The 11879-nt window shown below is 73.3% G+C and carries 8 protein-coding genes; 2 read left to right on the top strand and 6 right to left on the bottom strand.

Going from position 1 to position 11879, the window contains the following annotated elements; all coding sequences use genetic code 11:
* Nucleotides 1–85: 85 nt before the first annotated feature.
* Both ACFQ6N_RS21885 and rsmI read right to left on the bottom strand, forming a co-directional pair.
* A complete protein-coding gene (locus tag ACFQ6N_RS21885; protein WP_380651390.1) occupies nt 86–496 on the bottom strand; it encodes a hypothetical protein in 411 nt (136 codons plus the stop codon).
* A 236-nt stretch (nt 497–732) separates the two neighbouring features.
* Complete coding sequence (gene rsmI, locus ACFQ6N_RS21880; RefSeq protein ID WP_380651388.1) at nt 733–1602, bottom strand: 16S rRNA (cytidine(1402)-2'-O)-methyltransferase; 870 nt, start codon at nt 1600–1602, stop codon at nt 733–735.
* 105 nt (nt 1603–1707) lie between these two features.
* Between rsmI and ACFQ6N_RS21875 the strand changes: the two genes are divergently transcribed.
* Together ACFQ6N_RS21875 and ACFQ6N_RS21870 are read left to right on the top strand one after the other, a co-directional pair.
* Nucleotides 1708–3552 (top strand): dolichyl-phosphate-mannose--protein mannosyltransferase, encoded by a 1845-nt coding sequence (locus tag ACFQ6N_RS21875; protein ID WP_380651385.1) that lies wholly within the window; start codon nt 1708–1710, stop codon nt 3550–3552.
* Nucleotides 3553–3772: 220 nt separating this feature from the next.
* The gene (locus ACFQ6N_RS21870) at nt 3773–5539 is read left to right on the top strand and encodes a penicillin-binding transpeptidase domain-containing protein (RefSeq protein ID WP_380651382.1); all 1767 of its coding nucleotides are present in this window, start codon (nt 3773–3775) and stop codon (nt 5537–5539) included.
* A gap of 61 nt (nt 5540–5600) precedes the next feature.
* On the opposite strand, the gene ACFQ6N_RS21865 is transcribed toward ACFQ6N_RS21870, so the two are convergent.
* From ACFQ6N_RS21865 to ACFQ6N_RS21850, 4 genes are all read right to left on the bottom strand, one after another.
* Nucleotides 5601–7025: a glycosyltransferase family 87 protein gene (locus ACFQ6N_RS21865; protein ID WP_380651380.1), complete on the bottom strand. Its 1425-nt coding sequence runs from the start codon at nt 7023–7025 to the stop codon at nt 5601–5603.
* 128 nt (nt 7026–7153) lie between these two features.
* On the bottom strand, nt 7154–8644 hold the full coding sequence (locus ACFQ6N_RS21860; protein ID WP_380651378.1) for an amino acid permease: 1491 nt from the start codon (nt 8642–8644) through the stop codon (nt 7154–7156).
* Between the two features lie 257 nt (nt 8645–8901).
* Nucleotides 8902–10410: a penicillin-binding transpeptidase domain-containing protein gene (locus tag ACFQ6N_RS21855; protein ID WP_380651375.1), complete on the bottom strand. Its 1509-nt coding sequence runs from the start codon at nt 10408–10410 to the stop codon at nt 8902–8904.
* The gene (locus ACFQ6N_RS21850; RefSeq protein WP_380651372.1) at nt 10407–11759 is read right to left on the bottom strand and encodes an FtsW/RodA/SpoVE family cell cycle protein; all 1353 of its coding nucleotides are present in this window, start codon (nt 11757–11759) and stop codon (nt 10407–10409) included. The genes ACFQ6N_RS21855 and ACFQ6N_RS21850 overlap by 4 nt, the downstream gene beginning before the upstream one ends.
* Nucleotides 11760–11879: the final 120 nt, after the last annotated feature.

Below are 11879 nucleotides of genomic sequence, written 5' to 3'. Positions count from 1 at the left end.
GGGCCCGCCGGTCCCGCCGTACAGCGGACCGCCCCCGGCGGGGTCCACGACCCGGCCGGGGGCGGTCCGCCCCGTGTCCTCGGTGTCAGCCCAGCAGCCGCGACCAGAACCGGGCCCAGCGTCCGCGCGGCTTGGCGGGCCCGGGCACCGGGGGCGGCCCGGCCGGCTCGGCGTGCGCCGGGTAGCCGGGGGCGTGCTGCCAGGGCTGGTCGGCGGAGGCCACCCGGCCCTCGCGCATGATCCGGACGGTGTGTCCACCGCATCCGGGGCAGGTCGGCTTGAGCAGCGGAGACGGCACCCGGACACCGTTGGCGTGGTACTCGAACACGACGTGGCCGTCCTTGGTCGCGTGGTGCTCGATGTCGTACGCCTGCTCCCAGCCGTACCCGCATCGCAGGCACGCGAAGGAGTAGGCCTCCCGTACGGTCTCGACGGGAGTGTGCGCGCGGCCGGCCAGGCCCGCGGTGCTCAGGGGGCTACCGATCGTCTCGCTCATAGCCGTCTCCCAGCGCCCGCCGGACGCTCGCCCGGCTGGGTCTTTCCATTCCAGGAAATGCCCGGACCGCCCCGACCGATGCCCCACTTGTGAAGACTTGGATGCGGGTTGGGAAGTCCTATACGAAGGGCCTCCCGGGGGCTGGAAACCGCGACCGAAGCTTCAGCACAGCGGGTGTTTACCGGGGCCTTCCCTCCAAGGTACGACGCCCCGTGCGCAACGCAACCCCCCGGAATTCACGCCTTTTTCAGACCCCCGTCCAGGCCCTCCTTCTTGGCCGCCACGACCGCGTCGAAGACGTCCCGCTTGGGCAGCGCCAGTTCGGCCGCGACCGCCGCGATGGCCTCCTTGCGCCGCTCCCCGGCCTCTTCCCGCAGGGCCACCAGCCGGGCCAGTTCGGCCGGGGTCAGCTCCTGCGGCGCGGCCGGCGGGGCGCCGGCGACGACGACGGTGATCTCGCCCCTGACGCCGTCGGCCGCCCAGGCCGCCAGGTCGCCGATCGGCCCGCGCTTGACCTCCTCGTAGGTCTTGGTCAGCTCGCGGCAGACGGCGGCCGGACGCTCCGGCCCGAACGCCTCGGCCATCGCGGCCAGGGCCTCGGCGATCCGGTGCGGTGCCTCGAAGAAGACCATGGTGCGCGGCTCGGCGGCGACGGTGGCGAGCTGCCGCGCCCGGTCGCCGGTCTTGCGGGGGAGGAAGCCCTCGAAGGTGAAGCGGTCGACCGGCAGGCCGGACAGCGCGAGCGCGGTGAGCACCGCGGACGGGCCGGGCACCGCGGTGACCTTGATGTCCGCCTCGACGGCCGCGGCGACCAGCCGGTAGCCGGGGTCGGAGACCGAGGGCATGCCGGCGTCGGTGACCAGCAGCACCCGGGCGCCGCCGAGCAGCGCCTCGACCAGTTCGGGTGTGCGGCCGACCTCGTTGCCCTCGAAGTAGGAGAGCACCCGCCCGGCCGGGGTCACCCCCAGGGCCTGGGTGAGCCGGCGCAGCCGCCGGGTGTCTTCCGCCGCGATGACGTCGGCCGTGGCCAGTTCGTTGACCAGTCGGGGCGGGGCGTCCGAGACGTCGCCGATGGGTGTGCCTGCGAGAACGAGTACTCCTGTCACGGGCCCCATCCTTCCAGTTGCCGCCGCGCGGGGCTTTTGGTGACGATTCGGTCAGCTTCCGAGGGAGCGGACACGCGTACGAAGTGCGCCCCTACGATGTGGCGGATGAACGGCGACACGGCGGCGCAGACGCCCACTGGTACGGACCACTCCGCGCGGGGCGCCGTCGACGTGCCGTCCCCGCGCCCGGCGGAACAGGCGGAGCCGACGACCCCGGCGGCCCCGACGGAACCGGCGGAGCCGACACCCCCGGCGGAGCCGGCGCCCCCCACCTGGCGCGAGCGCCTGTCCCGCCACGGCTACCTCGCCCGCCCGGCGGCCCCGCTCGCCGAGCGGCTGGTGCCGCCGATGCCGGACGGCCCCCGGGTGACCCCGCGCGACGTGCCGCAGTCCGCGCTGCTGCTGCGCCTGGGCCTCTCGCTGCCGCAGGGCCTGTGGTACTTCCTGTGCCGCTGGTCCGGCTGGCTGGGCCCGGTCGCGGTGGCGGTGTTCGCCGGGATCCTGCGGTTCGTGAACCTCGGGCAGCCGCACGCGGTGATCTTCGACGAGACGTACTACGCCAAGGACGCCTACGCGCTCTGGCACGGCGGCTACGAGATCAGCTGGCCGGAGGACGCCAACACGACGATCATGACGCCCGGAGCGGCCGTCCCGTACCGGTCGACGGCCTCGTACGTGGTCCATCCGCCGGTGGGCAAGTGGATCATCGGCCTGGGCGAGCAGCTGTTCGGCATGAACCCCTTCGGCTGGCGCTTCGCGGTGGCCCTGCTCGGCACCCTGTCGGTGCTGATGCTCGCCCGGATCGCCCGCCGGATGTTCCGCTCGACCCTGCTGGGCTGCGTCGCGGGCCTGCTGCTCTCGGTGGACGGCCTGCACCTGGTGCTCAGCCGGGCCGCGCTGCTCGACCTGGTGGTGATGTTCTGGATCGTCGCCGCCTTCGGCTTCCTGCTGCTGGACCGCGACCGCACCCGGGGCCTGCTCGCCGAGCGGCTGGGCGGGGTGCAGAACGCGGAGCTCGCCCAGCGGGTGAACCTGGGCTGGCGCCCGTACCGGATCGCGGCCGGCGTGTGCGTCGGCCTGACCTGCGCCACCAAGTGGAGCGGCCTGTACGTGATGGCCGCCTTCGGCCTGATGACGGTGCTCTGGGACGTCGGCGCCCGCCGCCTGGCCGGTGCCCCGCACCCGTACCGGGCGGTGCTCGCCCGGGACGTGGCGCCCGCCTTCGTCTCCGTCGTCCTGGTCCCGATCGCGGTCTACATCGCGTCCTGGTGGGGCTGGTTCGCCAGCAGCAACGCCCCGGGCAAGGGCGGCTGGGGCCGGGACTGGGCGGTCGGCCGGTCCACCGACTTCCCGTGGATACCCGAGGGCCTGCGCGCCCTGTGGCACTACCACTCGACGGTCTACGAGTTCCACACCCACCTGAGCGACCCGCACACCTACCAGTCGAACCCGTGGTCGTGGCTGTTCCTGGGCCGCCCGGTCTCCTTCTTCTACGAGTCCCCCAAGCTGGGCCAGGCCGGCTGCACGGCCGCCGACTGCGCCCGCGAGGTGCTGGGCATCGGCACCCCGCTGCTGTGGTGGACGGGCGTGCTGGCGCTGGCCTACTGCCTGTGGCGCTGGGCCGCCCGGCGGGACTGGCGGGCCGGCGCGCTGCTGTGCGGCCTGGCGGCCGGCTACCTGCCCTGGTTCGCCTACCAGCAGCGGACGATCTTCCTGTTCTACGCGGTGGTCTTCGTCCCGTTCCTGGTGCTCGCGGTGACGATGCTGATCGGCGCCCTGATCGGCCCGCCCGGCGCCTCCCGGGACCGCCGGATCATCGGCTCCGCGGCGGCCGGCCTGCTGGTGCTGCTGATCGTCTGGAACTTCCTGTTCTTCTTCCCGCTCTACACCGGCCAGACGATCCCGCTGGAGGACTGGCGCCGCCGGATGTGGTTCAGCAGCTGGATCTGACGCCCGCCCCGCCCGACCCGCCCGCGCGGCCCGGCCGGGCGACGGCGCACACCGCGTTCCCCCGAATCGTCCGTATGCGGTGCACGACACGTACCAGATCCGTCACAAGTGCCGGGCGTTTCGTCGGCGCACCGATTTCGCCTGCCTAGGGTGGGGAGGTACCGCGTTTCCGGCCCCGGCCGGTTTCGCCCGGCCGCGAGACCCCAGGGGGAACTGCACCATGCGCAGTGGCGCGAAAATCGGCATCATCACCGGCGTGTCCATCGCCGTCCTCGCGGGCGGCGGCTACGGCGCGTACAGCCTGATGGGCGGCTCGGACTCCGGATCCGGCGGCAGCAAACCCCGGACGGTCGTCGCCGAGCCGCCCTCGGCCGAGCAGGCCGCGGCCGGCGCGAAGGACTTCCTGGCCGCCTGGGCGGCCGGCGACCTCGCCAAGGCGGCCTCGCTGACCGACGACCCGGCCGCGGCCACCACCGCGCTGACCGCGTTCAAGGACCAGGTGAAGCCGAGCGCGCTGACCCTCACCCCGACCGGTCCGACCACCCAGCAGGTCTTCAGCGCCGCCACCGGCACCCCGGCCCCGGCCAAGCCCACCCCCGGCGCCTCCGCGACGCCCACGGCGGCCGGCACCCCGGGCGCCGGCGACTCGCCGTCCGCCTCCGCCACGCCCGGGCCCACCGGCACCCTGATGAGCTTCAAGGCCCGTGCCGAGTTCGAGGGCACCGCCCGGGCCTGGGACTACCAGGGCTTCCTCGGCGTCGTGAAGATGAGCGACAACACCCCGGCCGTGCACTGGGCGCCGTCGGTGATCCACCCCCACCTGTCCGGCAACGAGACCATCGCCACCCAGCAGGTCTTCGCCCCGCCGTCCACCGTGGTGGACCGCAACGGCAAGCCGGTGCAGGGCGCCTCGCTCACCGCGGCGCTGATGAGCACGCTGCAGGACAACGCCCAGAAGCTGCTCCCGCCGGACCCGGCCAAGGACCAGGACGCGGGCAAGGCGGTGGTGATCTCCGACCCGGCCGGCAAGGCCGCCTCCGACAAGCTGTTCACCATCGTCGAGCCGAAGCCCGGCAAGCCGTTCAAGGTGACCCTCGACAACACCGTCCAGGCCGCCGCCGAGAAGGCGATGACCGACCTGGGCGGCAAGCCCGGCTCCATCGTCGCGATCGAGCCCAGCACCGGCCAGGTACTGGCCTTCGCCAACTCCCCGGCCAACGGCCAGAACCGGGCCTTCACCGGGCTGCTCGCACCGGGCTCGACGATGAAGATCGTCACCTCGGCGGCGCTGCTGGAGGCCGGGGTCAACCCGGACACCGTGGTGGCCTGCCCGGAGAAGAGCAGCAACGCGGTGGCGATCCCGAACGACTTCCCGGGCGCCTTCCCGAACAACACGCTCCAGCAGGACTTCATGGTGTCCTGCAACACGGCCTTCATCAACCAGGGCCTGACCAGCCTCAAGCCCGAGACGCTGTCCGGCACGGCCAAGGACGTCTTCGGCATCGGCCTGGAGTGGAAGACCGGCCTGCCGAACGCCGACGGCAAGGTGCCGGCGACGCCGGGCAGCAAGGACGAGCAGGCCATGAACTACATCGGCCAGGGCAAGGTCCAGATGAACCCGCTGGCGATCGCCTCGATCACCGCGACCGTGCAGAGCGGCGCGTTCAAGCAGCCCGTCCTGGTCGCCGGCCTGCCGCAGCAGGCGGCGGCCCGCCAGATCTCGCCGGACGTCGCCGCCAAGCTGCGCGCGATGATGAACGCCACCGCCACCGGCGGCACGGCCAGCGGCGTGATGGCCGGGATCACCGACAACGCGGGCGCCAAGACCGGCTCCGCCGAGGTCGCCGGCGCGTCCACCACCAACAGCTGGTTCACCGCCTTCCGCGGCAACATCGCGGTGGCCGCCGAGGTGCAGGGCGGCGGCCACGGCGTGGACGCGGCCGGCCCGGCGGTGGCCTCCATCCTGAAGGCCGCCGCCGGCCGCTAGGGGTCGTCTCCGGACTCCCGTCGTCCGCCCGGAGGACGGGAGTCCGAGGAGAGGGCAGGAGCTAGCCCCTTCTCAACGCGGGTTCCGGCCGGTCCGGCGCCCGGCCGGGCGGGGCCGGGCGCCGGCTGCTCCAGCGCCGCGCCGCCAGCCGGGGCCAGATCACCAGGACCACCGGCAGCGCGAGGTACCCGAACCGTCCGGCCGGGGCGAGCATGAAGGCGATCGCGAGCCCGGCGGCCAGCAGGTCGGCCGCGGCGATCGCGGAGACCGGCGGCCGGGCCAGCAGCCAGATCGCCACCCCGACCAGGGCCACCGTCATCAGCGCCAGCGAGATGGAGTGCCCGGTCGGCCCGAAGCCGGCCAGGACCTTGCCGGGCAGCGGGCTGCCGGCGGGGGTGCGGATCGCGGTCATCCCGAGCGGGAAGCGCACCACCTGCTCGCGCAGCGCATCCGCCTGGGTCAGCACGGAGGGCAGGATCACCGCCGTACTCACCCCGACCGCGATCAGCGCGGTCCGGGCGGCGGGCCGGCGGCCGTAGAGCCGCCAGAGCAGCAGGACGGCGACCGGCAGCGCGGGCCAGGCGGTCCACTTCAGGGTGCAGGCGAGGGCGAGCACCAGCCCGGCGCCGACGGTGCGGTCCCGTTCGGCGAGCGCCATGGCCAGGCAGCAGACCCCGATCAGCGGCAGGTCCACTCCGCCGACGACCAGGGCGAGTGCTATCAGCGGCGAGGCGGTGAGGACGGTCAGCGGCAGCAGGGGCGGGCGCGGGTCGCCGGCGCGGGGACCGGAGGGCCGCAGCAGCCGCCAGGCGGCCAGCAGGCAGGCGAAGAAGGTCAGGGCGAACCAGATCCGGGCGTCCCCGGCGACCCTGGCGAAGGCGGTGGAGTCGCCGAGCAGTTGGCGCGGCAGCCCGAACAGCGCCATCGCGGGCAGGTACGGGTTGTAGTCGGTGACCACGGTCGGGTGCGGCAGGTAGACGTCACCCGTGGTGAGCAGCAGGTGGGCCGAGCGTTCGACGACCATGACCTCGGACTGGTGGCGGCCGTTCAGGGCGAGCAGTCCGAGCGGCAGGAGCACGGCGCCGACGAGGGCGACCGCGGCCGCGGCGCGGGCAGCGAAGCGGCCCGGAAGGGTCAGGCAGAGCAGTCCGGCCAGGGCGTAGGCGGGGGCCGAGATCAGGCCCCACTGCCGCTGGTTGGGCAGGTCGGAGACGAGCGGGAAGGCGGCGGCCCAGCCGGCCGCGATCAGGCAGCCGAGCAGTTGGACGGTCCGCATCGAGGCGAGCTTGGCGGGATTCAGCCGATCGGGCGTGGGCGGAAACGTGCTCTCGCCACGCTGGCGGGGGAACGGCCGGGTGGAGAAGCCTCTCGGCAGCCGTCCGGCTTCGGACGACCCCTCGGTCGCGATGGTCTGGGCCGGCGGTCTGCGGCGGCCGGTGAAGCGGCCGCGCGGGCGGGAGTAGCCGGGCGTGCGGGTGCTCACCATGGTGGAAGGTTATGGGTGCGGGCCCGGCCCTGTCGCCATGGCGTTGGGCACTGGGCGGAGGACGGCGTGAAAAGGGCCGCCGTGTGTCGTACCGGTCGGCGGCCCTTCACGTCGGGTTCGCTTCCGGGTCAGCCGGAGCTTCGGTCGGCGGGCACGGACTCCTGGTCGGCCCGCTCCAGCCGGGAGTGCTTGACGCTGTAGCCGAAGTACACGACCACGGCGACGGCGAGGGCGATCCCGCCGGCCCGGAAGGTGTCGGCGTGCAGGCCCTTGACCAGGTAGGCGCAGAAGGCGACGCTGAGCACCGGGACGACCGGGTAGCCGGGCACCTTGAAGCCGCGCGGCAGGTCGGGCTGGGTGCGGCGCAGGATGATCACGCCGATCGAGACCACCGAGAAGGCGATGAGCGTGCCGAGGCTGGTGATGTCGGCCAGGACCCGCAGCGGGATGAAGGCGGCGAGCGCGCCCACGCCGAGGCCGACCACGAGGGTGTTCCAGACCGGGGTGCCGGTGCGCGGGGAGAGTTCGGCGAAGCGCTTGGGCAGCAGGCCGTCGCGGCCCATCGAGTACAGGATGCGGGTCTGGCCGTAGATCACCACGAGGGTGATGCTGAAGATCGAGACGATCGCGCCGAACGCGAAGACCATCGCGGGCCAGCTCTGGCCGGTGATGTTCTGGAGGATCTGGGCGAGGCCCGCCTCCTGGCCCTCGAACTTGGTCCAGGGCTGGGCGCCGATGCCGGCCAGGGCGACCAGGATGTAGAGCAGGGTGACCACCACCAGCGAGATGATGATCGCCATCGGCAGGGTGCGGCGCGGGTTCTTGACCTCCTCACCGGCGGTGGACACGGCGTCCAGGCCGATGAAGGAGAAGAAGATGCTGGACGCGGCGACCTGCACGCCGCTGATGCCGAGCGGCATGAACGGGGTCAGGTTGCCGGACTGGAAGCCGGTGAGCGCCACCCCGATGAACATCAGCAGGATGAGGATCTTGACCGCGACCATCACCGCGTTGACCTTCACCGACTCGCTGACGCCGCGGATCAGCAGGAAGCAGACCATCGCGACCAGCAGCAGCGCGGGCAGGTTGAACCAGTGGGTGCTGTCCGGGGCGCCGGACAGCTGCTCGGGGATCTTGAACCCGAACGCCAGGTCGAAGAACTTGTTGAGGTACTCGGCCCAGGTCACCGCGATCGCGGAGGCGGAGACGCCGTACTCCATCAGCAGGCAGATGCCGACGGCGAAGGCCACGCCCTCGCCGAGGGTGGCGTAGGCGTAGGAGTACGAGGAGCCGGAGACCGGGATCGCGGAGGCCATCTCGGCGTAGCAGAGCGCGGTGAGTCCGGCGGTGACCGCGGCGATCACGAAGGACAGGATGACGGCCGGGCCGGCCGAGGGCACCGCGGTGTTCAGCACGAAGAAGATGCCGGTGCCGATGGTGGCGCCGATGCCGATCGAGGACAGCTGCCAGAGGCCGATCGAGCGGCGTAGGTGGATGCCGGAGCGGCCGCCCTCCTCGGGCGCGCCGGCCGGAAGGGCGTCGCGCCCCTCGCTCTCCGCGATCAGTGTCGAGACGGGCTTGCGTCGCAGCAGACGCGCACCGAGGGTGTTGCTGGCCAAAGCTGCGGTCCTTCTAGGCGAGGGAGGGTGTCCTAGCGGCCGGCCCCCGACATTCCGCAAGGGGTGTCAACCGGGACCAACCGAACAAACATGGGACAGTACCCGGCGAATGCACCAGTGTCGCAAACGAACAGTACGGATACGCGCATTGTCCAAATCGGCACATATCGATGTACAAACCGGACACTTCGCAAACGGCGCATCTGCCGTCGGAACGCTAGAGCCGCTGGTCAGCGCCACATCCGCCGCAGCCAGGGTCATCCGCCGAGCACCGCCCGCATCACCGCGCGGGCGACCGGCGCGGCCAGGGCGCCACCCGTGACGTCCGTGGCGTCACTGTCCGCGACCACCACGGCCACCGCCACCGGCGGCACCGCGGCCGAGCCCGCCGGAGCGGCCCAGGCGATGAACCAGGCGTACGGCGTCCCGCTGTTGTCCACGCCGTGCTGGGCCGTCCCGGTCTTGCCGCCGACCACGGCCCCCGGGATCCGGGCGTTGCCCCCGGTCCCGTTCTCCACCACGTCGGTCATCAGCGTCCGCACCTGAGCGGCCACCGCCGGGCTCATCGCCTGCCGGTACGTCGCCGGCTTCATCAGCCGCACGGTGGTGCCGTCGTCCTTCGTCAGCCGGTCCACGAGCTGCGGCCGCATGACCGTCCCGTTGTTCGCGACGCCGGCCGCGACCATCGCCATCACCAGCGGGGTGGCCGCCGTGTCGAACTGCCCGATCGAGGAGAGCGCCAGCTGCGACTCGTCCATCGCGGTGTCGAAGTTCGACCGGGCCGCGCGCACCGGGGTGTCCAGCCGGGCGTCGCCGAAGCCGAAGTTCCCGGCCATCGCCACCATCCGGTCCAGCCCGGTCCGCACGCCGAGGTAGCCGAGCACGCTGTTGCAGCTGGCGGTCATCGCGGCGTCCAGCGACAGTCCGGGCCGGTCGCAGGCCGGGGTGTCGTTGACCAGCGGCGTGGTCGTCCCGGGCAGGACGTACGGGAAGGGCGCCGCGGTCGGCGCGCCGATGTCGGTGACCACCCCGTCCGCGAGCGCGGCGGCGGCGGTGACCACCTTGAAGGTCGAGCCCGGCGGGTAGGTCTGGCGCAGCGCCCGGTTGAGCATCGGCTGGTCGGGGTCGGCCTGCAGCCGGTTCCAGGCCGCCTGGTCGGCGGCGGCGGAGCCGGCGAAGCTGCCCGGGTCGTAGGAGGGCGTGCTGGCCAGGGCCAGGATCCGCCCGGTGGCCGGCTCGATCGCGGCGACCGCGCCCTTCTGCCGGCCGAGCCCGCGCACCGCGGCCTGCTGGGCGGCCCGGTTCAGCGTGGTGTACACGTCCCCGCCCGGGTTCCGCCGCCGGCTGACGGCGTCCCAGAGCGCCCAGCCGGTCAGCCGGCCGTCGGTGCCGGTCAGCAGGTCGTCCTCGGTCCCCTCCAGCTGGCTGACGCCGTACGCCTGCGAGGCGAAGCCGGTGACGGCCGCGTAGGCCGGGCCGTCGGTGTAGTCGCGCTTGTACGCGTACCGGCCGCCGGTGGGCTCCGAGCCGGTCACCCGTTCCGAGCCCACCAGGATGTCGCCGCGCGGCTGGGCGTAGCGCTCGACGGTGAGCCGCTGGTTGGCGCTGTTGTGGTCGAGGCCGTCGGCCCGGAACACCTGCACCCGGGTGGCCTGGGCGCACAGCGCGGCGACCAGCAGCAGGCAGAAGGTGCCCGCGCGGCGGCCGGTGACCGAGATCCCCGGCAGCCCCTGGGGGCCGTTGCCGCGCGGCCGGCCGCCCGTCATCGGGACTCCCCGGGGGCCGGCCGGCGGGCGATGTCGCTCATCCGCACCAGCAGCGCGACGATGATCCAGTTGGTGACCACCGAGGAGCCGCCCTGGGCGATGAACGGCATGGTCATCCCGGTCAGCGGGATCAGCGCGAGCACCCCGCCCGCCACCACGAACACCTGGAGGCCGACGATCGCGGCCAGCCCGATCGCCAGCAGCCGCCCGAACGGGTCGCGCAGCGCGATGCCGGTCCGGAAGCCCCGGGAGACCAGCGCCGCGTACAGCAGGAACACCGCGACCAGCCCGGTCAGGCCGAGCTCCTCGCCGATGGTCGCGAGGATGAAGTCCGACTTGGCGGCGAAGCCGATCAGCACCGAGTGGCCGTTGCCGAGCCCGGTGCCCAGTTCGCCGCCCCAGGCGAAGGCGAACAGCGACTGGGCGATCTGGTTGGCGCCCCGGCCCGCCGCGATCGAGCCCAGCGGGTCCAGCCAGTCCGCGACCCGGCTGTGCACGTGCGGCGAGAGCCAACCCACCGCGACGGCCCCGACCGCGGCCAGGCCGAGCCCGATCGCGATCCAGCCGGTGCGCGCGGTGGCCACGTAGAGCATCACCACGAACAGGCCGAAGAAGAGCAGCGAGGTGCCGAGGTCGGTCTCCAGCACCAGGACGCCGACGAACGCCACCCAGATCAGCAGGACCGGCCCGAGCACCCGCCCGAGCGGCAGCTGCCGGCGCCGGACCCGGCGGCCGGTGAGCGCCAGGGCGTCCCGGTGCACCGCCAGGTAGGCGGCGAAGAAGACGGCCAGCAGGATCTTGGCGAACTCCCCCGGCTGGAAGGAGAGCGGGCCGACCACGATCCAGATCCGGGAGCCGTACACCGGCGGGAAGAAGATCGGCAGCACCAGCAGGACCAGCGCCGCGAGCGCCCCGACGTACGCGTAGCGCTGCAGCCGCCGGTGGTCGCGTACCAGCAGCACCACCGCGATGAACAGCGCCACCCCCAGCGCCGACCAGAGCAGTTGGGTGGAGGCCGCGGCGCGCCCCGGGGTGGCCCGGTCGAGCCGGTGGATCACCACCAGGCCGATCCCGTTGAGCAGCACCGCGATGGGCAGCAGCAGCGGGTCCGCGTACCGGGCCCGCCACCGGACGACGGCGTGCGCCGCCAGGGCGAGCACGCCGAGCGCGGCGCCGTACCCGGCCGCGTCGGCGGGGACCCGGCCGTCCAGGTTGACGCCGACCTCGATGTAGCCGAACACGGCGGTCAGGACGGCGGCCAGCACCAGGACCAGCTCGGTGGTGCGCCTGGTCGGCACCGGCCGGCTCGGCCGGGCGGCGGATCTCGTCACGGCGGAGGGTGTCGCCACGGACCGTCCTGGGGGTCGTCGCGGGTGCCCGGCACCGCCGTCCGGGGGATGCCGATCGGGGCGGACCGGCGCGGGGGCCGGTCCGCCCCGACGTGAGCGGCGGGTCGGGCGGGGAGGCAG

Source organism: Kitasatospora sp. NPDC056446, assembly GCF_042796115.1.
Classification (GTDB): domain Bacteria; phylum Actinomycetota; class Actinomycetes; order Streptomycetales; family Streptomycetaceae; genus Kitasatospora.
Note: the sequence above shows the minus strand (reverse complement) of the source record. Positions and strands in the feature narration are given on the sequence as shown.

Bases quoted from the DNA above. Each gene is read 5' to 3' on its own strand.
- ACFQ6N_RS21875 (WP_380651385.1), top strand. From the start codon at position 1,708: ATGAACGGCGACACGGCGGCGCAGACGCCCACTGGTACGGACCACTCC.
- ACFQ6N_RS21865 (WP_380651380.1), bottom strand. From the start codon at position 7,025: ATGGTGAGCACCCGCACGCCCGGCTACTCCCGCCCGCGCGGCCGCTTC.
- ACFQ6N_RS21855 (WP_380651375.1), bottom strand. From the start codon at position 10,410: ATGACGGGCGGCCGGCCGCGCGGCAACGGCCCCCAGGGGCTGCCGGGG.
- ACFQ6N_RS21870 (WP_380651382.1), top strand. From the start codon at position 3,773: ATGCGCAGTGGCGCGAAAATCGGCATCATCACCGGCGTGTCCATCGCC.
- ACFQ6N_RS21885 (WP_380651390.1), bottom strand. From the start codon at position 496: ATGAGCGAGACGATCGGTAGCCCCCTGAGCACCGCGGGCCTGGCCGGC.